The 22082-nt window shown below is 58.9% G+C and carries 24 protein-coding genes and 2 pseudogenes; 11 read left to right on the top strand and 15 right to left on the bottom strand.

Annotated features, from left to right (window positions below; translation table 11 throughout):
- The first annotated feature begins 144 nt into the window (after window positions 1–144).
- Window positions 145–660, top strand: a complete 516-nt coding sequence (locus tag J1G18_RS16035) for a methylated-DNA--[protein]-cysteine S-methyltransferase (RefSeq protein WP_223008059.1) — start codon at window positions 145–147, stop codon at window positions 658–660.
- A gap of 127 nt (window positions 661–787) precedes the next feature.
- On the opposite strand, the gene J1G18_RS16040 is transcribed toward J1G18_RS16035, so the two are convergent.
- The 11 genes and pseudogenes from J1G18_RS16040 to J1G18_RS16090 form a co-directional block, all read right to left on the bottom strand.
- Window positions 788–1378: an NUDIX domain-containing protein gene (locus J1G18_RS16040; protein ID WP_096795624.1), complete on the bottom strand. Its 591-nt coding sequence runs from the start codon at window positions 1376–1378 to the stop codon at window positions 788–790.
- A 108-nt stretch (window positions 1379–1486) separates the two neighbouring features.
- Complete coding sequence (locus tag J1G18_RS16045; protein ID WP_134786018.1) at window positions 1487–2401, bottom strand: RimK family alpha-L-glutamate ligase; 915 nt, start codon at window positions 2399–2401, stop codon at window positions 1487–1489.
- Window positions 2402–2449: 48 nt separating this feature from the next.
- A complete protein-coding gene (locus tag J1G18_RS16050) occupies window positions 2450–3193 on the bottom strand; it encodes an SDR family oxidoreductase (RefSeq protein WP_027614694.1) in 744 nt (247 codons plus the stop codon).
- The gene (locus J1G18_RS16055; protein ID WP_081730311.1) at window positions 3180–4331 is read right to left on the bottom strand and encodes a homoserine O-acetyltransferase MetX; all 1152 of its coding nucleotides are present in this window, start codon (window positions 4329–4331) and stop codon (window positions 3180–3182) included. The genes J1G18_RS16050 and J1G18_RS16055 overlap by 14 nt, the downstream gene beginning before the upstream one ends.
- A gap of 48 nt (window positions 4332–4379) precedes the next feature.
- Window positions 4380–5342, bottom strand: coding sequence for a cysteine synthase A (gene cysK / locus J1G18_RS16060; protein ID WP_027614693.1), 963 nt, complete (start codon window positions 5340–5342; stop codon window positions 4380–4382).
- Window positions 5329–6186, bottom strand: a complete 858-nt coding sequence (gene dapF / locus J1G18_RS16065) for a diaminopimelate epimerase (RefSeq protein ID WP_262415597.1) — start codon at window positions 6184–6186, stop codon at window positions 5329–5331. Before dapF ends, cysK begins: the two co-directional genes overlap by 14 nt.
- Window positions 6179–7018, bottom strand: a complete 840-nt coding sequence (locus J1G18_RS16070) for an arginase family protein (RefSeq protein WP_223008060.1) — start codon at window positions 7016–7018, stop codon at window positions 6179–6181. Before J1G18_RS16070 ends, dapF begins: the two co-directional genes overlap by 8 nt.
- Window positions 7018–7797, bottom strand: coding sequence for a YqcI/YcgG family protein (locus J1G18_RS16075; RefSeq protein WP_223008061.1), 780 nt, complete (start codon window positions 7795–7797; stop codon window positions 7018–7020). Before J1G18_RS16075 ends, J1G18_RS16070 begins: the two co-directional genes overlap by 1 nt.
- 209 nt (window positions 7798–8006) lie before the next feature.
- A pseudogene (locus tag J1G18_RS16080) lies at window positions 8007–9200 on the bottom strand (pyridoxal phosphate-dependent aminotransferase); the annotation flags it as partial.
- 47 nt (window positions 9201–9247) lie between these two features.
- The gene (locus J1G18_RS16085) at window positions 9248–10459 is read right to left on the bottom strand and encodes an MFS transporter (protein ID WP_103369449.1); all 1212 of its coding nucleotides are present in this window, start codon (window positions 10457–10459) and stop codon (window positions 9248–9250) included.
- Complete coding sequence (locus J1G18_RS16090) at window positions 10456–11997, bottom strand: FAD/NAD(P)-binding protein (protein ID WP_223008063.1); 1542 nt, start codon at window positions 11995–11997, stop codon at window positions 10456–10458. Before J1G18_RS16090 ends, J1G18_RS16085 begins: the two co-directional genes overlap by 4 nt.
- Window positions 11998–12185: 188 nt before the next feature.
- Here J1G18_RS16090 and J1G18_RS16095 point away from each other — a divergent pair, with 188 nt between their 5' ends.
- Window positions 12186–13631, top strand: coding sequence for a PLP-dependent aminotransferase family protein (locus tag J1G18_RS16095; protein ID WP_167734116.1), 1446 nt, complete (start codon window positions 12186–12188; stop codon window positions 13629–13631).
- A 127-nt stretch (window positions 13632–13758) separates the two neighbouring features.
- On the opposite strand, the pseudogene J1G18_RS16100 reads toward J1G18_RS16095, so the two are convergent.
- From J1G18_RS16100 to J1G18_RS16110, 3 genes and pseudogenes are all read right to left on the bottom strand, one after another.
- Window positions 13759–14781: pseudogene (locus J1G18_RS16100) on the bottom strand (chitinase); the annotation flags it as partial.
- 40 nt (window positions 14782–14821) lie between these two features.
- Window positions 14822–15457 carry a lytic polysaccharide monooxygenase auxiliary activity family 9 protein gene (locus J1G18_RS16105; RefSeq protein ID WP_027614688.1) on the bottom strand — a complete coding sequence of 212 codons (636 nt, stop codon included), beginning with the start codon at window positions 15455–15457 and terminating at the stop codon, window positions 14822–14824.
- Window positions 15458–15679: 222 nt separating this feature from the next.
- Window positions 15680–16117: a hemerythrin domain-containing protein gene (locus J1G18_RS16110; protein ID WP_027614687.1), complete on the bottom strand. Its 438-nt coding sequence runs from the start codon at window positions 16115–16117 to the stop codon at window positions 15680–15682.
- 147 nt (window positions 16118–16264) lie between these two features.
- Between J1G18_RS16110 and J1G18_RS16115 the strand changes: the two genes are divergently transcribed.
- Complete coding sequence (locus J1G18_RS16115; RefSeq protein ID WP_098968166.1) at window positions 16265–16690, top strand: GNAT family N-acetyltransferase; 426 nt, start codon at window positions 16265–16267, stop codon at window positions 16688–16690.
- A 110-nt stretch (window positions 16691–16800) separates the two neighbouring features.
- On the opposite strand, the gene J1G18_RS16120 is transcribed toward J1G18_RS16115, so the two are convergent.
- Window positions 16801–17151: a hypothetical protein gene (locus J1G18_RS16120; RefSeq protein ID WP_047601654.1), complete on the bottom strand. Its 351-nt coding sequence runs from the start codon at window positions 17149–17151 to the stop codon at window positions 16801–16803.
- Window positions 17152–17285: 134 nt separating this feature from the next.
- Between J1G18_RS16120 and J1G18_RS16125 the strand changes: the two genes are divergently transcribed.
- From J1G18_RS16125 to J1G18_RS16160, 8 genes are all read left to right on the top strand, one after another.
- The gene (locus J1G18_RS16125) at window positions 17286–17615 is read left to right on the top strand and encodes a DUF6388 family protein (RefSeq protein ID WP_134787564.1); all 330 of its coding nucleotides are present in this window, start codon (window positions 17286–17288) and stop codon (window positions 17613–17615) included.
- A gap of 25 nt (window positions 17616–17640) precedes the next feature.
- Window positions 17641–18345, top strand: a complete 705-nt coding sequence (locus tag J1G18_RS16130; protein WP_027614683.1) for a YoaK family protein — start codon at window positions 17641–17643, stop codon at window positions 18343–18345.
- A 179-nt stretch (window positions 18346–18524) separates the two neighbouring features.
- Complete coding sequence (gene tusD, locus J1G18_RS16135) at window positions 18525–18917, top strand: sulfurtransferase complex subunit TusD (RefSeq protein WP_098968502.1); 393 nt, start codon at window positions 18525–18527, stop codon at window positions 18915–18917.
- A 1-nt stretch (window position 18918) separates the two neighbouring features.
- Window positions 18919–19275 carry a sulfurtransferase complex subunit TusC gene (gene tusC, locus J1G18_RS16140; protein WP_027614681.1) on the top strand — a complete coding sequence of 119 codons (357 nt, stop codon included), beginning with the start codon at window positions 18919–18921 and terminating at the stop codon, window positions 19273–19275.
- Window positions 19275–19568 carry a sulfurtransferase complex subunit TusB gene (gene tusB, locus J1G18_RS16145; RefSeq protein WP_027614680.1) on the top strand — a complete coding sequence of 98 codons (294 nt, stop codon included), beginning with the start codon at window positions 19275–19277 and terminating at the stop codon, window positions 19566–19568. Before tusC ends, tusB begins: the two co-directional genes overlap by 1 nt.
- Window positions 19565–19900, top strand: coding sequence for a TusE/DsrC/DsvC family sulfur relay protein (locus J1G18_RS16150; RefSeq protein ID WP_098968162.1), 336 nt, complete (start codon window positions 19565–19567; stop codon window positions 19898–19900). The genes tusB and J1G18_RS16150 overlap by 4 nt, the downstream gene beginning before the upstream one ends.
- The gene (locus tag J1G18_RS16155) at window positions 19897–20898 is read left to right on the top strand and encodes a glycosyl transferase family protein (RefSeq protein ID WP_223008064.1); all 1002 of its coding nucleotides are present in this window, start codon (window positions 19897–19899) and stop codon (window positions 20896–20898) included. The genes J1G18_RS16150 and J1G18_RS16155 overlap by 4 nt, the downstream gene beginning before the upstream one ends.
- Window positions 20899–20989: 91 nt before the next feature.
- Window positions 20990–21991, top strand: coding sequence for a glutathione S-transferase family protein (locus J1G18_RS16160; protein WP_134786010.1), 1002 nt, complete (start codon window positions 20990–20992; stop codon window positions 21989–21991).
- Window positions 21992–22082 lie beyond the last annotated feature (91 nt).

The raw sequence follows: 22082 nt of genomic DNA on the forward strand, positions 1-22082 counted from the left end.
ATCTCTTTTTTGTTTTCGGGTTCTGTGCAGAACAGAGGGGAACGCTGCAAAAGCACCAAGCAGTATGGTCGCTATTACGATTTGCGCCTCCCCGCTCAGGCAGTATGCTGGGCGCTCTCGCCGTACCGATCCGGAGTTCTGCCCATGTCGTACACGTTCATCACCCTGCCCTCACCGGTCGGCGAATTGAAGCTGGTTGCGAACGGCTCACGACTGGCGGCCATCCTCTGGAAAAACGACAAACCGGGCCGAGTGCGCCTCGGGCCGATGACGGAAGCGCCGGACAATCCGCTGCTGCAGCGAACCGCGCAGCAGCTTGAGGAATATTTTGCCGGCAAGCGTGATCGCTTCGACCTGGAACTGGATTTTGTCGGCACCGATTTTCAGAAAAAGGTCTGGGCGGCGCTGCTGACTATCCCCTTTGGCGAGACGCGCACTTACAGCCAGATCGCCGAGCAGATCGGCAACCCGACGGCGGTGCGTGCGGTGGGCGCGGCGAACGGGCGTAACCCGATCTCGATTGTGGCGCCGTGTCATCGGGTGATCGGCGCGTCGGGGAAGTTGACCGGGTTTGCGGGTGGGCTTGAGGCCAAGGAGCGGTTGCTGACGCTGGAGGGCGGGGACTGGTCTGATGTCGGTAGAACAGGGGACCTGTTTTAACCCCGTAAATGCCATTGTGTAGCGAGGGCGCTTGCTCCCGCTCCAGTGCGCAGCACGGGCAAAAACCTGGGGCCGCTGCGCAGCCCAGCGGGAGCAAGCTCCCTCGCCACAATGGATTGGCGTTGAATCAGCTGTCGAAAAGGTTATTCATCGCCGCGTATTGCAGCAGCATGATGGTCTTGGCGTCGCAGATCTCGCCGCGCTGAAACGCCGCCAGTGCCTCATCGAAGCGCCACTCCAGCACTTCCAGTTCTTCGGTTTCCTCTTCCAGGCCGCCGCCCTCGCTGACCTTCGACTTCGCGTCGTATTCGGCGATAAAAAAGTGCAGCTTCTCGGTCACCGAGCCGGGGCTCATGTAGGCCTCGAAGACCTTCTTCACCTCATGCACGCGGTAACCGGTTTCCTCTTCGGCCTCGTCGCGGATCCGCTGTTCCGGCGCCGCACCTTCCAGCAGCCCCGCCGCCACTTCGATCAACAAGCCGTCGTGGCCGTTGACGAACACCGGCAAGCGAAATTGGCGGGTCAGCACCACCGTGCGCTTTTCGCGGTTGAACAACAGAATCGCCGCGCCATTGCCACGGTCGTAGACTTCGCGAGTCTGCCGCTGCCAGTCACCGTTGTTGCGCAGATAGTCGAAGGTGATTTTCTGCAACAGATACCAGTCGTGGGACAACACCTGAGTATCGACAATGTTGACCCGCTCGGCTGTCTTGGTCATGACGCCTGTTCCTTGTGCCATCGGAAAACGCCCATAGTCGAATAATCGCGCGCACAAAAAAAGCCCGGCAATGCTGTCGGGCTTGTTTACTGGTGTTCGCGGAGGGTGTCAGAGATCGACCAGGTGCCGGTCGATGCGCTTGAGCACGCCTTTGATCAGGTTCATCGCACTGTCGGCGCGAAACGGCAGGTTGAGCGAAGGCTCGCAGATCTCCATTTCCATGATCATCGGCCGACCGTCATAGTCGCGGATCACGTCGACCCGGCCGTAGAGCAACGGCAGCTCAAGCCCGAGCACCTCGGCAGAAGCCACCAGCGCCGATAGCGCCACCGCCTGCTCCTCGGCATCCGCCTCGCGCGGCTGGCGAAATTCGGGGGTCGGCACATTCACCGTACCGTCCGCCATGAGCATGGCGCCCTTGCGGATGGAATGGCTGAAGGTGTTATCGAAGAAGGTCAGGTCCGTCTCGCCGTAAGTGTCGATGGTGGTGATGTACGGCTGAATGATCACATGCGAACCGCGCTTTTGCAGCGCGCGAATGTGCGCCAGCGCGGCCTGGGAACCGCCGCGGACAAATCTTTTCACCCCGCGCGAGTACGAGCCGATCGTCGGTTTGACGACAAATTCGTGGCTGTCGGTGTTCGCGTCGAGGAAGTCAGCCAGATAACCCTCGGGAGCGTCGTCGGGCGCCAGGAACACACTCGGAATAATCGGCACGCCGCGCGCAGCAATGTCCTTCAGGTACAACTTGTTCAAGCCCCACCGGGCCACGGACGGCACGTTTAACAGGCAGGTCAGTGCATGCACCTTGTCGCACCAGGCAAAGAATTCGTCGAGGCTTTCAATGCAGTCCCACGGTGAACGGATCAATACGGCGGTATACGCCGCCCAATCGATTGACGGATCGTCCCAGAAGCACACATCGGCGTTGATCGACAGTTGCTTGCAGGCTTCAAGCAATGGCGGCATGTCGTAGTCAATGTGCAGGTTCGGCTTATCGGTGACGAGTGCAAGCTTAATCATGAAGAATCCTTTCTACTGAACAGTTGGAAGCAGAAAAACAGCGACGACTCACCAGGGAATCACGCGGTCCTGATGGCGGTAAGTGCCCGTGGGGCCATCGGCACCGATCAATGCCAGAGCGACACTGGTCCGCGCGCCTTCCTGCACATCGAGATCACCGGCGCCGTCATTCATGCCGGTTTTGGTGTAACCGGGGTGCACGGCATTGACCTTGACGGGCGTGTCGCGAAGCTCGTAAGCCAGATGAACCGTCCACGAATTCACCCCGCTTTTACTGGCGCTGTAGCCCGGCAAGGATTTGAACATCGGTGAATAGGCGTAGGAATCGACGTCGGTATGGGTGGTGAGCGATGCCAGCAGACTGGATACGTTGACGATGCGTCCGGCCGCAGACTGGCGAATCAGCGGCAGACAATGCTGGGTCACCGCGACCATGCCGAACAGGTTGGTTTCAAACGTCTGGCGCCACTGTTGAAGTGGTTGTTGCGAAGGGTTCAACCCGTAGGATTCGATACGGATCGCGGCGTTATTGATCAGGATATCCAGTCGACCAAACTTCGCCTCCAGCAATTTGACCGCCGAGGCGATGCTGTCTTCATCCGTGACATCCAGCAGGCACGGGAACGCCTTCAGGCCCATGCCGACCAACTCGTCGGCCGCCTGAGCGACAGCCTGATAATTCCTGCCACTGAGCACCACCGTCACGCCCTCGGCGGCCAGTTGTCGCGCCACCTCAAAACCGATGCCACGGTTGGCACCGGTCACCAATGCAACCTTGTCAAAATCGTTCATCGTGCAACTCCAGACAACGCTCCGCCCTGCCCGCAGGGAGGACGGAACCAATACGATTCATGAAATGTTCCAGCAGTGGCCCGAACGCCCGCAGATCGGTCAGAAAGGCGTCGTGGCCGTCCGGGCAATCGAGCCGGACAAAGGTCACCTCGGCACCATCCTGCTCGAGCCCTTGAGCGATGTGCTGCTGTTGCGCAACAGGAAACAGCGTGTCGCTCTCGACGCCGACCACCAGAACCTGCTCCAGCCCGGCAGTCTGAAAACCGCCCTGCGGCGGCGTCAGACAGGCATAAAGATCAATCGCGCGGCTTAACTGCAGATAACTGTTAGGGTCGAAATCCCGTGCGAATCGCCAGGCATTGGCCTGCAGATAGTCCTCGACTTCAAAGTCGTGGGTCATGCCGGCGGATTTCCCCGCCGCCTGATCGCTGCGGCTGAAACGGCGATTCAATTGCGCGCCGGAGCGATAACTCAACAGGCCGATCTTGCGGGCCAGCGTCATGCCGTGGATCGGGCGCGCATCCGGCGAATACTCGCCACCGGCCCATAGCGGATCACTGCGGATGGCTTCCCGCTGCAATGAACGCAAGGCCGTGGACACGGGAAGCGAACTCGCCGCGCCGCACAGGTTGATGTGATGCCGGACAAACCCCGGATGCCGGGTCAACAGGGCCAGCGCACACATGCCACCCATCGAAGCGCCGATCAGGCAGGTCACTTGCGCCATGCCCAGCGCTTTCACGGCCATGACGATCGTGTCGACGATGTCTTCGATGCTCAGCTCGGGAAAGCGCGACTGGTAAGGCCTGCCACTCGCCCGCTCGGTGGACAGCGGCCCCGTCGAGCCCTTGCAACCCCCCAGATAGTTGAAACAGATCACATACCAGCGGTCTGTATCGATCGGCTTGCCTGAACCGGCAAAGTCCTCCCACCAGCCCGCCTCAGGATCGCGGGCGACACTGCAGACGTGGCTGTTGGCGGACATGCCGGGCAGCACCAGGACGATGTTGTCGCGACGATCATTCAGTTGCCCGAACGTCTCATACGTCAGCCTGAAATCTTCCAGTACACCTCCACGATGCATTGGAAACGGGCGCGCGAACTCGATGTAATCTGCTGCCGGAAGAGTTTCCACCATGATGCTAATCCCTTAGAGCGCCTGCTTCGCCAAGTAACCGGTTGCCTGTTACGGCTCGAGCGACTGCAACCAGTCATCGTCGGAACCTTCGGCGATGCCGTCCATCAGGAACGTCGAGAGATAACGTTCACCGGTATCCGGCAACATGGCCAGCAGCACCGAACCGGCCGCCGCGGTCTCGGCAACCTTCAACGCTGCGGCGACCGAAGCGCCCGAAGAAATGCCGACGAAGATCCCCTCTTCCCTGGCCAGGCGCTGCGAAGTGTCACGTGCTTCGTACTCGTTCACGGTCAGGACTTTGTCGATGACGGTCTTGTCCATGATGGTCGGCGTGAAGTTGGGCGCGAGTCCCTGAATCTGGTGCACGCCCCAGGTGCCGCCCGACAGCAACGCAGCATTTTCCGGTTCTGCGGCAACGATCTGCACCGCAGGTCGCGCGACTCGCAGCATCTGGCCAACGCCGGTCAGTGTGCCGCTGGTGCCGAAACCGGTGACAAAGTAGTCCAGGCGTTTACCGGCAAAATCACCGAGGATTTCGGTGGCGGTGGTTTCGCGGTGATAGGAAGGGTTGGCCGGGTTATCGAATTGTCGCGATCTGAACCAGCCAAACTTCTGCGCCAGTTCATCGGCAATCTGGTTGCCGCCGCTGCTGCCCAGGTGAGCAGGAAACAGCAGAACCTTGCCGCCATAGGCACGAATCAGCTTGCGCCGTTCGATCGAGTAACTGTCGGACATGATCGCCACAAAGTTATAGCCGCGCGCCGCGGCAACCATCGCCAACGCAATGCCGACGTTGCCGGAGGTGCATTCGGCGATCGTATCGCCAGGCTTCAACAGGCCTCTGGCTTCGGCGTCGAGTACCACCGCCAGCGCCAGCCGGTCCTTGACCGAGCCGCCGGGGTTGAACGACTCGACCTTCACATAAATGCTGACGTGTTCCGGGGCGAGCCTTTGCAGCTTGACGATTGGCGTACGGCCGATCGTGTCCAGAATGCTTTCATACAACGGCATGAGCGAGTTCTCCATCAAATACGAATTCAGCAGGGCCGGAGAGGTACATCGCGGACAAGTCACTCTCCCATGTCACTTCAAGGGCTCCGCCGGGCAGTTCGACATCGACCGAGCGGTCGACCCGCCCGGCCCGCGCCAGCACCGCGACCGCCGCGCAGGCACCGCTGCCGCAGGCCAGCGTCTCGCCTGCGCCGAATTCGTAGACCTTGAGTTTTATCCTGTTGCGCGATTGCAGCTGTACAAACCCGACGTTGACATCAGGGGAGAAATACCCGGAGTTTTGCAGGGCGCTGCCGACAGCTGGAATCTCATACTGATCACGTTCGGCTTCGATCACCGCATGCGGGTTGCCCATCGATACCGCCGAACACGCCAGGTGTTGCCCGGCGAGTTCGAGTTGATAAGCCGACTGCGCCTGGTCGAAGCCGAACACCGGGATGGCGGCGGGCGAGAAATTCGGTGCGCCCATGCTGATCTGATAGTTGCCGTCCTCCATGACCCGGACCCGGTGGGTACCGGAGGGACTGTCGAGGGTGAACTCGGACGCCTCCGTCAGGCCTGCCCGAACCAGCCATGCGGCGACACACCGCGCGCCGTTGCCGCATTGCCGGGAGGACTCGCCCTGCGCCGTCCATATATCGAACGAGGCCACGGACGATGGATTGCGCGCCGCCTTGACGCCCAGAACCATATCGGCGCCGATACCTTTATGGCGGTTAGCCAGGTACTTGCACAATTCGCGCGACGGATCCTGCGCATCACGCAGATCGAGAATGATCATGTCATTGCCCGCACCGTGCATCTTGCTGAAACGCAGCCGGGCAGCAGCAGGCGGCTTATGCATGGCACACACTCGCCTCAAGACACGCTTTGGACAGGAGCGGGTCAACGATATCGATGATGCACTGGGTCGCACGCTGTGCCGTCGCCGCATCGCAGGAGGCGTTGAACTCGGCGATTTCCAGGCCGACGATCTGCTCCAGCGGAATTGCTCCCAGGATCGCCGCGAGCTGTTGCGGCAGCAGACCGTCAGGCACTGCGTAGTCGGCGGGCACGTAGCCAGGCTCAAGAGAGTCCCAATCGATGTGCACCCAGACCTTCGATTGGCCGATCGCGCTGCGCACCGCTTCGGCGGTTGCCTGCTGCGGGGAAAGCGTGCGCACATTATTGGCGCTCAGCAGACGCTGCTCTTGCCCGTCGATGTCACGCGCGCCGACCAGAATGACGTTCTCCGCACGCACGCCGGCGCCACAGCCGCTGTCCCAGAGGCCACATAATGCCGACACCACCATCCCGCCCAGGTAGCCCGTGTCAGTGGTCGTCGGAATATTGAAGTCACCATGGGCATCGACCCACACCAGACAAAGGTCCGGGTAATGTCTGGCAACCGCAGGTACGCTGCCCAGGCTGGCCGGGCAGGTGCCGTTGATGATCACTGTGAGTTGCTGCTCCTCTACCGCACAGGCCACGGCGCGATGCAGCGAATCGATCTGCTCACGTCCTGCCGGCAGACTGACTGTCCAGTCATCGGCCGCCGGCTCGCAGCTGCCGTCACCGATATACAGCGGCGCTACACCGTACTTTGCTTCAAGTGCCGACGCGGCCTTCAACGCGCCGATACGGGTAAATGCCGTGCGGTCTGCCACTCTGCCGTTGGATACAATCAACTTGAACATCAGGCTTCCTCTTTATTTTCATGGCTGGAATGTTTGAACGGGCAAACATCCGTGCGCTCTGCATTTTCTTCAATCAAACCGTATTGCCACCACTCTTTGGCGTCAGAGCCGAAGCCGCCCAATTGCAAGGCGTGGGGCACCGAATCATATTTAAGGATGCGTTTGCGAATATTGGCGCGAACATTACGTCCGCCCACGGTATCGCCGGCAAATACATCGAAGCGTTCACGCGGATTAATCACCAGCGCAAATCTCGACCCGAGGTTTCTGCTCTTGCGAAGTTTGTGTGCGGGAGAACTCATATTCACAAACAGTTGCATTCCCGCGAAGCACATCGACCAGAACGGTGACTCCGGGTCGACATCGACGCTGTCCGGCCACGGGCTTTCATCCAGCCAGTGCAGGCTCTGCAGCACGCCCCACCCGGCGGCCTGATACTCCTGCGCGGTACTCGCCGATATCGCATCGGTTGAAAAGAACACGATGAGCGGATAAGCGTCCTCGATTGAACCACTCCATGTTCTGGAAAGCGTTACATACTCTTTTAACCCTTCAGCCAGTTTCGCCAGCCCTTGAGCATCCAAAGTGTCGACAAATACAAACTTGATCGAAGACTTCTTGAATGCATTCTTGGAAAAGATGCAGGGAAAGTCGGACCCTGCCCCAAGTCGCTCTTGCAGTTCATTCAAGGCCTCTTTTTCCCAACCGGCCCCACGATGATTAATCTCATCCTGAGAAAGCATGACCCGATAAGAAACCTGCGCATCAAAGTTCCGCATACTCATTCCTTTATGCTGCACAACTTAGAGAGATGGCCGAGTGTGGCATCCAGCCGTCTGGCACTTTGCGCTGTCACACCTGCCACAAACTTACGTCTGGCATGACAACTTGCTTACTTGATCTGCGTCTGGAATCAGAAGACCGGCCACAGGTCCCGGGCGTTATTCGACATTCGGCGAACGCTCAGGTTGTTGACTGACCTGCTGCTGATGAATCGATGAATCCGCGCCATGGCGTCTTCGATGTCCGGCAATGCCGGCAACGTGACCACGCGGAAATGGTCGGGCGCGGGCCAGTTGAACGCGGTTCCCTGGACCACCAGCAGCTTTTCCGACATCAACAGTTCGAGGACAAACTTTTCGTCATCCTTGATCGGGCAAATTTTCGGATCGATCCTTGGAAATGCGTACAGCGCGCCCATCGGCTTGACGCAACTGACGCCGGGAATAGCGTTGAGCAGTTCATGCACCCGGTTACGCTGCTCGAGCAGACGCCCCTGAGGCAAGACCAGGTCATTGATACTCTGGTAACCCCCCAGCGCGGTCTGGATCGCATGCTGGGCCGGAACGTTGGCGCACAGGCGCATGTTCGCCAGCATGTCGATGCCTTCGATGTAGCCGGCGGCATGCTGCTTCGGCCCGGAAATCACCAGCCAGCCGGAACGAAACCCGGCCACCCGGTACGACTTGGACAACCCGTTGAAGGTCAGGCACAGCAGGTCCGGCGCCAGCGAGGCGGTGCTGATGTGCACAGCTTCGTCGTAGAGAATCTTGTCGTAGATCTCGTCGGAGAACACCACCAGATTGTGCTGGCGCGCGATCTCCAGCATTCCCAGCAGCACGTCTCGCGGATACACCGCACCGGTGGGATTGTTGGGGTTGATGATCACCAGCGCTCGGGTGTTGGGGGTGATTTTGGCCCGTATGTCATCGAGGTCCGGCCACCAGTCCTGCTGCTCGTCGCACCTGTAGTGCACCGCATTGCCCCCGGCAAGACTCACCGCGGCGGTCCACAACGGATAATCCGGAGCAGGCACCAGCACTTCGTCGCGGTTGTTCAGCAGCGCCTGCAGTGACATCACAATGAGCTCGGAGACGCCATTGCCCAGGTAGATATCGTCTACGCCGACGCCCTCGATCTGCTTGTGCTGACAGTACTGCATGACGGCCTTGCGGGCGCTGAACAAGCCTTTGGAGTCACTGTAACCTTGCGCCGTCGGCAAATTACGGATCACATCCTGGAGTATCTCGTCGGGTGCCTCGAAACCGAAGGGCGCGGGATTGCCGATATTCAACTTGAGAATGCGCTGGCCGTCCTCCTCCATCTTTCTGGCCTGCTCCAGTGCCGGGCCACGAATGTCATAACACACACTGTTCAACTTCAGCGATTTCAGATACTGCACGACTACACATCCTTGTTTTTTTTATCAGGGTCGCAGCAACAGCAAACTCAGGTCCGAGAGACTGCCTTCAACTGTTCTTCCGGGGACTTCGACAGTGCCCGCGACATATTCAGGAAAACGAACAACACGACCATCGGAATGGCGATAAACAGTGCCAGGCCACGAACGCCCAGTTCGGAAAAGGAACTGACCAGCAAACCGTAACCGGCCCCCGCCGCCATCTGGAAAAAGAAAAACTGCCCGGAGGAAATACCGATATCGCGACTGACACTCTTCAATAGCCCGGCCTGAGTCGCGGGAATCACCATCCCGACCGACAACAGAATGAACACCATCGGAATCAGCAGCGCCGGCAGCACACTGCCAAACACCGACAGCAGAATGCCCAGCAACATGCACCCGGCCATGCCTACCCTGCTTCCAAGCAGCAGGATCTCGTTCAACGCCCACCTGGCGCTCAATGCTCGCGCCAACGTACTGCCAATCACATAACCGACAGCGCACAGGGAGATCACCGCGCCGTAACCCAGGCTGGACATGCCCAGTTCCGTCTGCAACGCATAAGTCGAACAGGACAGGAACACGAAGTAACTCATCCACACCAGACTGATGCCGGCGGCATAAGCCAGATAATCCGCATTTCTGAAGTTGGCGGCATAAACGGCAATGATGCTGCGCCCCGTCGAATCCGATGCCCCCGGAGAGGTGTCGACCTGCCAGAAAAGCACCAATGCCGCGAGATTGAACATCCCCACGCCGCCCATCATCCAGCGCCATCCCAGCGAAGGTAACAGCATGCCGCCGAGCAACGGTGCGATACACGGCGTGAGCGCTATCGCCGAGGCAAGGGTGGTGAGAATTCGCAGGCGCTTGCTTTCCGGATAATCGGATTTCACGATCAGCCTGGTGGTTACGGTCCCTACACACCCTCCGAGGGCCTGCATGAAACGCGCAACCGCAAACAGGTAAAAGGAGTCCGAGAACGCTGCAAGCAGGCACCCGGCAGCACAAATCAGCAACCCCGAAATCTGTACGCGACGGGCTCCGATACGATCGGCAAGAATCCCCGCCAATACCACGGACAACGCATACCCGATCATGTAAACAACAAACGTTTCCTGAATCGCCTCATGGGGGACTCGAAACTCCTCCGCCAGTTTTGCAACGGTGGGCGTCATCAGGCCGAGTCCGAGCTGCGGCACGATTACAGCCGACAACAACGCTGCAGGTAACAGGATTCCGGGGCGGCTGGATTTCACGCAGAAAGCTCCTTGAGGTATTGATCAGTCGTCAGCAAATGCGGCAGAACCCGATCGATCTGACGTGTGATCATGGCCAGTGAACTGGTGTAGTAATGGTTACCGGCAGCCAGTTGGCCCAAGGCATAAATAGCGTCGCTGGCCTTGCCACTGCGGTCGATGACCTTGTGCGAGCCGAATGACACGTGCAGGCCACCAAACGGATGGTGCTGAGCGACGCCATTGTTGACCATCGAAGACACCAGCTCGGTACCGGTCTGCCCGACACCACCGGTTTCAGATCGCGTGGCGTTGATGACCCAGTCGGCATGACAGGCGCCTGCCTGGTAATTCAGGACGAAACCGCCTCCGGGACTCAGTTCCACGCCCTTCAGGCCAGGACGAATCACGAGGTGCCCGGATTCGAGCATGTTGCGCAACTTGTTGGCCGTTGCCGGAGGCATCGGGTTGCACAGGCTCATGAAAATCGAGTGATAGTTGGCCATGTAATAACTGCGATCGCCCGCACTCAGGCTGTCCCAGGCCAGCTCGACGTAGTCGTTGGCAATATCAATCAGGATGGACAGCCACTTTTCGCCGCGGACCGACGCCTGAAGATGGCGCTCCAGCCGCTCGAACGGCAGTTGACCTGGCGCCAGTTCAGCCTTGAGCTTCTCCAGATCCACGCCTTGGGCTGTCAGTTCGAAGGTGATCAGGCCAAGCCATTTCGACCAGGAGATCATCCCCGCTTCATCACGCAGCTCTTCGATGCGTTCGCGGGTGATGACCTTGTAAGTGAAGTCGTGATGCGGCATGCGCACCGCTGGCAGCAGCGCATTGCGCGACAGCATGACGATCTTGCCGCGGTGTCCCTGGGCATTCAGGGCCAGGACTGCATCGACAGCGGAGAGGCTGGAACCAATGATCGCCACCTGATCGTCGCCGCCAATCGCGGAAAACTTGGTCCACATCGGATACGGATTGCCGATGTAGTTTTGGGAGCAGGCCAACGAGAAGATATCCGCCGGTTCAGCGGTACCGATGCACAGAATCACCCGGTCGAACACTTGTTGCGGCCCGTTTTCGACACCGACGACTGCTTTGTCATCGTGCATTGTCAGGCTGGTGACCTTTTGCCCGATCACCCGAATCGGCCGCTTGAGGTCGCGCGCCAGCGCCACTTGCTCGGCAAAACAATCGGACAGGTACTCACCAAAATAGTGACGGGGCAAGAAATCAAGTTGCGCCAGTGCACTTCCATATTTATGAGTGACCCATCCTACAAAGTGCCGGGGATCGTCACTTTTCACGGACATGAAGCGGGCCTGGCGATTAATCAATCCATAATCACCATCGTTTTGATAAGCGCGACCTGGACCTATTTTCTTGTCAGGCTCATAGAGGGTAATTGCAACATCCATATTTTTCAGCTTAACGTCGCGCTGCAACGCATCAATTACACTAATCGCTGTTGCACCCCCTCCGACTATCGCAATCTTTAGTTGCGGCTCGCGATGATTAGTCTTATTGAGTGTTGACAGTTTTTCAAAAGCAGTCATTGCCGACGATATCCCTATACCAATCCAGTTTCTCTTGACCCCAATGACTCGCGCGCCACCCCTCAACGCGTTAGCTTGAGCGGCGTTGAGCGTATTTGTATGCCGCGCTAAGATGAAGATCCATTAAATGGATTTTGGTGTGTACCACTATGACCAGAGGTAAGCGGCCAGTTGGCCTCGACCTAGTCTTGCCGTTCGAATTGACCGAACATTCGCTGTCCACCAAACATCAGCTTTTGTGCCGTTTCCTTGAACACCTGATCAGCTCCGGTCGGCTCCAATCCGGCGAAGCGCTGCCCTCCACGCGTACGCTTGCGCAAAGATGGGGAGTTTCCCGAGGGACCCTGGAAACTGTTTTCGATCAATTGCGCGAAGAAGGTTTCATCATTCGCAAGCGAGGTGCCGGCTCGGTAGTCTGCGCAACATTGCCGGATAATCTGATCGCCGCCGCCAGAACTAAGGAACTGCAAGTCGAACTTGATACTCACCGGTCATCCGATTCACCTGCTCCCATTACTTATTTACAGCCGTATGTACCGTTTATTGCCAGACTGGCCGATCCGGGATTGCTCGAAGAAAAAGATGTAAAGTCGTTATGCACACCTTCCGCCAAAGACCTCGCCACCGCAGTATCGGCCTCGTCACTCGGCGGTGACGAGAACTTGCGCAAGTCCATTTGCGACCATATCCAGATCTACCGGGGAATTGACTGCTCACCTCAGGACATCGTGATTACCCACGGCATCAGGCACTGTCTCGACCTCATCAGCCGGGTATTGGGAAAAGAGGCCGTCGTTGCCATGGAAGATCCCGGCTATTACTGGGCCCGGCGGATATTCAATTGTTCCGGCAACACAATCATCGATATTCCAGTGGACGATGCAGGTCTGATCGTTGAAGCGTTGTCACCCGCCAGTCCGGTTCAGGCCATTTATGTCACGCCCTCTCACCAGGCTCCTTTGGGTGTCTGCATGAGCATGGCACGCCGCAAGGCTCTGCTGGCCTCGGCGACCGCAGCCAATGCGATCATCATCGAGGACGACTACGACAGCGAATACAACTATGGCAGTGCTCCCCTGCCCGCCATCAAATCAATAGATACAAACGACCGGGTGATTTTCTGCGGCAGCTTCAATAAAACCCTGTTCAGCAACTTTCGTCTGGGCTTCATGGTCATTCCCAAACATTTACAGAAGAAAGTCATCAACCTCATCGAAGACACCGGCCAGACGCCAGGCATACTGGGTCAGCTCGCACTCAACCAGTTTCTCTGCACCGGAAAATATGTACGGCATTTGCGCATCTCGCGACAGACGTATCAACATCGACGCGATTTGCTGATCTCAAAGCTGCGAGAAAACCCTGATCTGCAGATTTCCGGCGAGCAATCCGGATTACATTTTGTGCTCTGGTTACCCACAGACATTGATGAAAGAGAATTCTGCGCACGGGCTGCCCTCTTCAATCTTTGCCTGCAACCGGTATCCGCATTCACCAGCAGTCACGCGGTCAAACCCGGCGTGCTGATTGGCTACGCGGCGCTTACCGATACGCAGATCAATCAGGCGGCTGCCTGCTTGCTGGATCTCGTCCAGTCATTCACTCAATGTATCGAGCGCGTCCCAATCGGATAAGCAACCCGCTCCGCTATGACTCACACCCGAGCATTGTTTGCCTGGCCCACGCAAAAAAGCCCGGCAGCGCTACCGGGCTCTTTAATTGCTGCTAACGGGCGACGCGCGACAACGTGTCATCCGTTTCCTGTGCCGCTGTTTTCGCTCCGTGAATCAGCGGTCCATAACGCCGACTGAATTCCCAGCCATACGGCACGCGATCCTTGCTGACGCCGTTGTCCCAGTTTACCGACCAGGTCATCAGGCCCTTGATCGGCAGCCCTTTGATCGCCAGACGTTTGAGCGCATTGCCGACGGCGGTGCTGTCGATCACGTAACCGGTGGCAGCCGCATCGACGTTGGCCGGCAGGCCGATGACGAATTTGTCCGCCGGGATTTTGGTGAAGCCCCGGGTGCCGGTCACCAGACTTTCGGTCAGGTAATAGAGGAAGTCCTCTTTCAGCGCATCGTTGTTCTGCGCGATCCATGCACCATTGCCATTATTGGCTTCCGGCACCCAGACCCCGTCGCCGCCCTGGTTGTAGAACTGCGGCGCGATGAAGTCGTAATAGCCTTCAAGTGCCTGCAGGTAACCGACGTATTTGCCATTGGTGGTCAGGTACGGAAACTCCGGGGCCATGCTGATGATGAAGTGCTTGCCCTGGCCTGCGTAGTGATCCTTGACCAGTTTCAGCGCGGCCGGCAGCACGGTCTTGTTGGCGGCGAAATCAATCGCGCTCTGTTCAAGATCGATGTCCAGCCCATCGAAGCCGTAGGTTTCCACCAGACGGATAATCTCATTGGCCAGTGGTTGTTCCTGTCCGGCCCGCAACTCGATGTGCGCATCGGCGCCACCCAGGGACAAGAGCACCGCCCGCCCCTGGCTGTTGAGCACGCCGACCTGACGCCGGAACTCGGCATCGGAGACGTTGTACGGCTTGAAGGTTGGAATCCCGCTGCCCTTCATGAACGCCACCGCGACCACGTTGTACTCCTTGGGCACCGCTTCCAGAGCTATTTCGGCGAAGCGGCCCTGACGATAGCCGTCACTTGGACCCGCCGGCCAGTTGTGCCAGAAGCCCATGAGTATTTTTTTGCCGGCGATGCTCGGCATCAGCGAGGCCGCGTCGGCCGCCTGGTTTTGCACTAGCGTGAAGTCGATATTTGACATGTTCTAATCCTTCAGAACCTGTGAGTTGAGCGTAACGCCGTTATTTGAAGTCGACGTCGAACGCCTGATAGAACGCGTTGCCGGTGTTGGCGACGATCCACATCAGCACGATGACGTGACGGCCCTTTTTGGTGGCCGGCAATTTCACCGAATGATTGACCTTGGCCTTCAATTCCCCCGGATAGCTGTAATACGGCACTTGAGTGTAGAAGTCTTCGGCGAAAGGCTGCGCTTCGAGTTGTGCACGGGAAATACGCTGTTTCGGATCCCAGCCATCCTTGGTGATCAGCCAGCGATAACCACGGGTGGTGTGTGGCGCGGTGTATTCCCACTTCACTTCCAGTGTCTGGCCCGGGGTGACACTGAGCAGTGGCCAGCTGAACGGACGATTGAGCTTTTTGCTCATTTCCTCGTCGGTGAAGTTCACGCAGTCACGGGCATCGGTCTTGCCACCGCTGAGGATGTAACCGTCGGCGGGCGGCGTGACACTGTCACTGTCGCTGCCATAGGGAGCAGGAAAAGGTCCTGCCGTCAGCGCCGGGAAGTTCTTGCCGCCTTCCATTTCGTTGACCTGCCAGGCACCGAGCAATCCTTGCTCGATGGCTACCGCACCGCGGCTGGCTGGGGAGGTGACGCGACCGTGTCGCAGTTGGGTTTGAGCTTGTGGTTGATTCATGTTTTTCACTCCGTTGATTTAAGAACTCTCCTGTCCGAGGAGAGGCCTTCAAGCTAACGGAGGTGGTTTTTTTGTCCATCGGCGGTTTTGTCGCAGTCAATCGGCGTCTCAAGTCAAAAACGCCGAAAACACTGGATGAATATACAGTCAATTACGACAAGACCCACCCAACGCATGGCCAAAGGCCTACACGCCGACACTGCAAAAACTGGCATTCAGTACTCATGGCAGTTGCGCCTGGTACTCCTTTTCGTACTGGCCAGCGAGCTGTTCCTTTTGCTTGTCATCGAGCAATTTGCCGGCCATCTGGAAGAACTTCTGCTCTTCTTCCTTGAGATGATGATGGACTTTGTCGGAGAGCTTCTTCGCCGTTGCCAGCCACGCCGGGCTGGACATCTCGGTCTCGTCCAGCTCTTCCATCATCTCGTCCATTTCATGGTGCTCGGAGATGGCATGGCGACTGAGGTCGACACCGTTGTCGAACTCCATCAGCGGGATGTAGAAGTGCCGCTCTTCGGCGGTTTCATGGGCCTGAAGTTCAGCCTTGAGCTGTTTGTAGGCCTCAACCCGCTCCGGAGTATCACCGCTGGTTTCGACCAGGGCTTTGGCGTAACTGCGCTGGCGGTCGTGGCTTTCGCGAAGGGCTTCGAAAATATTCATGGGGGATCCTCATCAACCGCGTTCGGAATGACGCTGTAAAAGCTAGACCCCGGCGCGACAGCGGCGGTTCCAAAGGGATGAAGAAGGACTTGGAAGACGCTCCCCGGGCAGGATAGGCTGCCGGTTCATCTCACAAGGAAGTTGCACATGACGTTGCGAATCGAGCTGTCGCAGAACCCTACGGAAGAACAGCGCAAAGCCATTCTCGAGCCTTTGATTGCGTATAACGACGCCCGGACCGGTGGTTCCACATCTGAACCTTTCGCCCTGCTGGTGCGCGATGAACACGACGCGATTCTCGGCGGTTTGTACGGCCGGGTGATCTTCCAGTGGATGTACATCGAGTTGCTGTGCGTCCCGGAACAGGGTCGCGGGCAACGCATCGGCTCGGAACTGATGGCCATGGCGGAAAATCTGGCCAAGGAGAAGAACTGCCTGGGCATCTGGCTGGACACCTTCGATTTTCAGGCGCCGGCGTTCTACGAGAAGCTGGGATTCAGCCAGTTTGGCGAGATCGTTGATTACCCGCCGGGGCATAGCCGGCACTATTTCCAGAAGCGCTTGATCGGTTGAATTCATTGGCCTCATCGCGAGCAGGCTCACTCCTACAGGATCGGTGGCAAACACAAATCCAGTGTGGGAGCCAGCCTGCTGGCGATAACGGCAGCCGCTTCAACGCTTGATCAGAGGCAGGTCGCCAACGCCGCCAACCGGCGTTTGGCAACAAAATCGTCCTTCTGCGCGTAGTAGTTGAGCACGGTTCCCGACGCATCGCTGGTCACGTCGACAAATGACTCTGCGGAACGGGTGTACACCGTCGAGCCACCCTTCTTGCCCGGTTGCAGATACGCTCCGGCGTCCACGCCAAACACTGCTTCGTCCTGCCAGCCGAACTGTACGCACTGAGCGACAACTTTCTCCGGCTTGTCCGAAGTCAGAACCTTGTACGGGGCTTTGGTGCGAGAATCGTCCATCACCGAACCCGCGCAACCGGCCAGCACGGTCGCGGCCAGCGCTACCATCAGAATTCGCATTGCATTCGCTCATTCAGAAAAAAGCGGACTGTATCACCGCAACAGGCAAAATCGTTCTGCTTTACTGCATTTATAGCGCGACATGCGGCAGCCGCTCCGGCACCCTAGGGTCATCAGCCTCACAAGGAACACACATGGCGCCCACCGACCAGCGACATGAACAAGCCCTGAAACTGTTTCTCGACGCGCGCCCCGAATTGCGCGAAACCCTCGATCATCTCAATCCGCTGCTGGCCCAGGCCAAGGGTGAAACCGCTGCGCAGTATCGTGAAGAACGCCTGCATGAAGCCTTCGAGGCCGAAGCTGAAGAGCAGGGGCTGTTTGCCTGGGAATTGACTTTGCTCCTGACGGCCGCAACACCCGAGGAGTATCAGGCCCAGCGCATGGAGGTGCATCGCGAGGTAGCGGAAATGGCCCACATGAGCTGGAAGGATTACTGCGATCTGTATGGGCTGGAACCGTAAACGCCGCTGAAGGATATCGTCGCCGATGCTGCCCTCCACTTCGACTCACCGCGCCACTTCCGGGCATCTGCACCGGCAGAAATGGCGTGGCCGCATCGGTCTGGCACTGGTGGCCAGCCTGTCGGTACTCGCCGGCATGACCGATGCAATCGGCTTCATGGCCAGCGGCGATTTCGTTTCGTTCATGAGCGGCAATACCACGCGGCTGGCGGTGGCGATCAGTGACGGCGACCTCGGACTGACCTTGCGCCTGATCATCCTGGTCGTCACCTTCGTGATCGGTAATGCCTTGGGGATCGTGATCGGGCGCCTCGGTGGCCGGCGCACGCTGCCCTTGTTGCTATGCATCGCCACCCTGCTTTGCCTGGCGGCGGCATGGCCGTACGACACGCAACTGCCGGCGCTGCTGGCGGCGATCATCGCGATGGGCATGCTCAACGCGGCGGTCGAGGAAGTGAACGGCCTGCCAGTGGGCCTGACGTACGTGACCGGAGCGCTGTCGCGGTTCGGCCGTGGACTGGGGCGCTGGATGCTCGGCGAGCGGCGTAATGGCTGGCGGGTGCAACTGGTGCCGTGGAGCGGGATGTTCATCGGCGCGATACTCGGCGCAGTGCTGGAACATCATTTCGGACTTCGGGCATTGTTCGCCAGCGGCTTGCTGGCGGCGGTGCTGGGCGTGCTGTCCCTGAGCATTCCGCGGCGTTGGCAACTGGGCTATATGCCGCGCTGAAATACGATCCTGTGGGAGCGGGCTTGCTCGCGAAAGCGGTGCATCAGTCAAAGATGTGTCGAATGACCCAACGCCTTCGCGAGCAAGCCCGCTCCCACAGAGGGCATGTGCTTCACTTGGTTTCGCGGCTGCCTTCATAAAGCTTTATCATGGCCGCAGTTTTGCTGATCGAGTCCGTCATGAAGTTCGCCATCGCGCTGTTTTCCGCCGCCCATGCGCCCTCCTCGCGCCGTGCCCTGCTGTTTGCGCAGGCTGCGCTGGCCGGCGGGCATGAGATTGTCCGGCTGTTTTTTTATCAGGACGGCGTGTACAACGCCTCCGACGCGGTGGTCACCCCGCAGGACGAACTGGACCTGCCCAAACAATGGCGCACGTTCATCAGCGAGCAGCATCTGGACGGTGTGGTGTGTATCGCCGCCGCCCTGCGCCGTGGCGTGCTGAATGACGAAGAAGCCAAACGCTACCAGCGTGATGCCGTCGCGGTCAGCGCGCCGTGGGAATTGTCCGGCCTCGGCCAGTTGCACGACGCGGTGCAGGACGCCGATCGACTGATCTGTTTCGGAGGCGCGTGAAATGGCCAAATCCCTGTTGATCATCAGCCGCCAGTCGCCATGGTCCGGCCCCGGCGCCCGCGAAGCGCTGGACGTCGTGCTGGCCGGCGGCGCGTTCGATCTGCCGATCGGCCTGCTGTTTCTCGACGATGGCGTGTTGCAACTGGCCGCCGGGCAGAACGCCAAGGCCCTGCAACAGAAAGACCTCAGCGCCAATCTGCAGGCGCTGCCGATGTTCGGCGTTGAAGAACTGTTCTACTGCACCGACAGCGCCAGCGCCCGTGGCCTGAGCACGCTGTCGCTGGACGAAGCGCAGCCGCTCGGCGCCAGCGAAATCACCGCCCTTATTGACCGTTACGACCAGGTGATCACCCTCTGATGTCGACTTTGCATGTGTTGTCTCATTCCCCGTTCGGCGATGATCGCCTGAGCAGTTGCCTGCGCGTGATCGGCGCTGCCGACGCCTTACTGTTATCCGGTGATGCGGTTTACGCCCTGCAACCGGGCACTGCGCCATTCGCCACGCTGAACGAGCGCCGGGTCAAGCTATTCGCCCTCGCCGAAGACCTGCAGGCCCGTGCCATCGTTGCTCCCGACTGGGCCGAAGCCATCGATTACCCGGCCTTCGTCGAACTGTCGATCCACCACGACAAGGTCAACAGTTGGCTATGAACTCGATGACTGTCGGCGCCCGCGCCATCGAACTGGACAAGGACGGCTTTCTGGTCGACCTCGACGACTGGTCTCATGACGTTGCCAGCGCCCTCGCCGTCGCTGAAGACATCGAACTGACCGCGGAACACTGGGAAGTCCTCGAACTGCTGCGCAGTTTCTACGCAGAATTCCAGCTGTCGCCGGCCACCCGCCCGCTGATCAAGTACACCGCACTCAAACTCGGCCCGGACAAAGGCAACAGCCTGCACCTGAACCGACTGTTCAAAGGCACCCCTGCCAAACTCGCCGCGAAACTGGCGGGCCTGCCCAAACCGACGAATTGCTTATGACCGACTTTCCAGCGCTGACCCTCGAAACGCCCGCCGAGCACCCGTTCGCGCAGTTCGTACGGATCCTCGGCAAGGGCAAACGCGGCGCCCGCGACCTGACCCGTGAAGAAGCGCGGGAAGCCATGGGCATGGTGCTCGACGACAAAGTCGAAGACACCCAGCTCGGCGCCTTTCTGATGCTGCTTCGGCACAAGGAAGAAAGCGCGGAGGAAATGGCCGGTTTCACCGAAGCCTTGCGCGAGCGCCTGTCAGCGCCAACGCTGAATGTCGATCTGGACTGGCCGACCTATGCCGGCAAGAAACGCCATCTGCCGTGGTACCTGCTGTCGGCCAAGTGCCTGGCGCAAAACGGCGTGCGGATTTTCATGCACGGCGGCGGCGCGCACACCGCCGGACGTCTGTACACCGAACAACTGCTTGGCGAGCTGAACATCCCGCTGTGCCGCACCTGGCAGCAAGTCGGCAGCGCGCTGGACCACGGCGGTCTGGCGTTCATGCCGCTGATCGACTGGGCGCCACAGTTGCAGAAGATGATCGACCTGCGCAACACCATGGGCCTGCGCTCGCCGATTCACTCGCTGGCACGCATCCTCAATCCACTGCGCGCCCGTTGTGGCCTGCAAAGTATTTTCCACCCGGGCTATCAAGCGGTGCATCGCGAGGCCAGCGGTCTGCTCGGCGACACGGCGATCGTGGTCAAGGGCGATGGCGGCGAAATCGAGATCAACCCGGATGCCGACAGCCATCTTTACGGCACCAGGGGCGGCGAGAGCTGGGACGAGGAATGGCCGCAGCTGTCGAGCCAGCGCCACGTCAAACCGGCCTCGCTGGACGTCGAACATCTCAAGGCTGTGTGGCGCGGCGAGGTGGTCGACAGCTATCCGCAAATGGCCCTGATTTCGACCATGGCCTTGGCCCTGCGCGGTCTCGGTCAAAGTCGCGAGCAGGCGTTCGAAACCGCCGAGCAATACTGGGCGGCGCGTAACAAATCGATTTAACCGATCATCGACGCCCGATCTTTGCGCTTTTTGTTCGAACTCATCGGAATAGACTCGGCTCCAACGCTTATTGGATTCAGGAGTCTTGATCATGGGTTTACTCGTCGACGGCCACTGGCAGGACAAGTGGTACGAAAGCAGCAAGGACGGCGCGTTCCAGCGCGAACAGGCGCAGCGCCGTCACTGGGTCACCACTGACGGCCAGGCAGGGTCGAGCGGTGAAGGCGGTTTCGCCGCCGAAGCCGGGCGCTATCACCTTTACGTTTCCCTCGCCTGCCCGTGGGCACACCGCACGCTGATCCTGCGCAAGCTCAAAGGTCTGGAAAGCCTGATCGACGTGTCCGTGGTCAGCTGGCTGATGCTGGAAAACGGCTGGACCTTCGACCAGACCCTTGGCTCGACCGGCGACAAGCTCGACCACTTCGACTTCATGCATCAGCGCTACACCGCCGACACCCCGGACTACACCGGCCGTGTCACTGTGCCGGTGCTGTGGGACAAAAAGCTCAAGCGCATTGTCAGCAATGAGTCGGCGGAAATCATCCGCATGTTCAACAGCGCGTTCGATGGCCTGACCGGTAACGAACTGGACTTCTACCCGGCACCGTTACGCGGCGAGATTGATGCACTGAACGAACGGATTTATCCGGCGGTGAACAACGGTGTGTATCGCGCCGGCTTTGCCACCTCGCAACAGGCTTATGAAGAGGCGTTCGATGAGGTGTTTGCCGAGCTGGATCACTTGGAACGGGTGCTGGGCGCCAATCGCTATCTGACGGGGGAATACCTGACCGAGGCCGATGTGCGACTGTTCACCACGCTGATTCGCTTCGATGCGGTGTACCACGGGCACTTCAAGTGCAATCTGCGGCGGATTGCCGATTACCCGAACCTGTCGAACTGGCTGCGAGAGCTGTATCAGTGGCCGGGGATTGGCGAGACGGTGGATTTTCAGCACATCAAAAACCACTACTACGGTAGCCACAAGACCATCAATCCGACGGGGATTGTGCCGAAGGGGCCGAAGCAGGATTTCACCATCGCTCATGATCGGGAGCGGCTGAGCGGGAAAGGAGTTTGGCGGCGGGGTTAATTGATTCGGTGTTTTTGAGGGCCTCTTCGCGAGCAAGCCCGCTCCCACATTGGATTTGTGCATGACACAGATCCAATGTGGGAGCGGGCTT

This window comes from Pseudomonas sp. MIS38, from assembly GCF_019891575.1.
In the GTDB taxonomy this organism is placed as follows: domain Bacteria; phylum Pseudomonadota; class Gammaproteobacteria; order Pseudomonadales; family Pseudomonadaceae; genus Aquipseudomonas; species Aquipseudomonas putida_A.

Bases quoted from the DNA above. Each gene is read 5' to 3' on its own strand.
- tusD (WP_098968502.1), top strand. From the start codon at position 18,525: ATGAAGTTCGCCATCGCGCTGTTTTCCGCCGCCCATGCGCCCTCCTCG.
- J1G18_RS16160 (WP_134786010.1), top strand. From the start codon at position 20,990: ATGGGTTTACTCGTCGACGGCCACTGGCAGGACAAGTGGTACGAAAGC.
- dapF (WP_262415597.1), bottom strand. From the start codon at position 6,186: ATGCATAAGCCGCCTGCTGCTGCCCGGCTGCGTTTCAGCAAGATGCAC.
- J1G18_RS16120 (WP_047601654.1), bottom strand. From the start codon at position 17,151: ATGCGAATTCTGATGGTAGCGCTGGCCGCGACCGTGCTGGCCGGTTGC.
- J1G18_RS16090 (WP_223008063.1), bottom strand. From the start codon at position 11,997: ATGACTGCTTTTGAAAAACTGTCAACACTCAATAAGACTAATCATCGC.
- J1G18_RS16055 (WP_081730311.1), bottom strand. From the start codon at position 4,331: ATGGTGGAAACTCTTCCGGCAGCAGATTACATCGAGTTCGCGCGCCCG.
- J1G18_RS16075 (WP_223008061.1), bottom strand. From the start codon at position 7,797: ATGCGGAACTTTGATGCGCAGGTTTCTTATCGGGTCATGCTTTCTCAG.
- J1G18_RS16040 (WP_096795624.1), bottom strand. From the start codon at position 1,378: ATGACCAAGACAGCCGAGCGGGTCAACATTGTCGATACTCAGGTGTTG.
- J1G18_RS16070 (WP_223008060.1), bottom strand. From the start codon at position 7,018: ATGTTCAAGTTGATTGTATCCAACGGCAGAGTGGCAGACCGCACGGCA.
- J1G18_RS16110 (WP_027614687.1), bottom strand. From the start codon at position 16,117: ATGAATATTTTCGAAGCCCTTCGCGAAAGCCACGACCGCCAGCGCAGT.
- J1G18_RS16155 (WP_223008064.1), top strand. From the start codon at position 19,897: ATGACCGACTTTCCAGCGCTGACCCTCGAAACGCCCGCCGAGCACCCG.
- J1G18_RS16125 (WP_134787564.1), top strand. From the start codon at position 17,286: ATGGCGCCCACCGACCAGCGACATGAACAAGCCCTGAAACTGTTTCTC.
- J1G18_RS16115 (WP_098968166.1), top strand. From the start codon at position 16,265: ATGACGTTGCGAATCGAGCTGTCGCAGAACCCTACGGAAGAACAGCGC.
- J1G18_RS16150 (WP_098968162.1), top strand. From the start codon at position 19,565: ATGAACTCGATGACTGTCGGCGCCCGCGCCATCGAACTGGACAAGGAC.
- J1G18_RS16105 (WP_027614688.1), bottom strand. From the start codon at position 15,457: ATGAATCAACCACAAGCTCAAACCCAACTGCGACACGGTCGCGTCACC.
- J1G18_RS16130 (WP_027614683.1), top strand. From the start codon at position 17,641: ATGCTGCCCTCCACTTCGACTCACCGCGCCACTTCCGGGCATCTGCAC.
- J1G18_RS16045 (WP_134786018.1), bottom strand. From the start codon at position 2,401: ATGATTAAGCTTGCACTCGTCACCGATAAGCCGAACCTGCACATTGAC.
- tusB (WP_027614680.1), top strand. From the start codon at position 19,275: ATGTCGACTTTGCATGTGTTGTCTCATTCCCCGTTCGGCGATGATCGC.
- tusC (WP_027614681.1), top strand. From the start codon at position 18,919: ATGGCCAAATCCCTGTTGATCATCAGCCGCCAGTCGCCATGGTCCGGC.
- J1G18_RS16035 (WP_223008059.1), top strand. From the start codon at position 145: ATGTCGTACACGTTCATCACCCTGCCCTCACCGGTCGGCGAATTGAAG.
- cysK (WP_027614693.1), bottom strand. From the start codon at position 5,342: ATGCCGTTGTATGAAAGCATTCTGGACACGATCGGCCGTACGCCAATC.
- J1G18_RS16050 (WP_027614694.1), bottom strand. From the start codon at position 3,193: ATGAACGATTTTGACAAGGTTGCATTGGTGACCGGTGCCAACCGTGGC.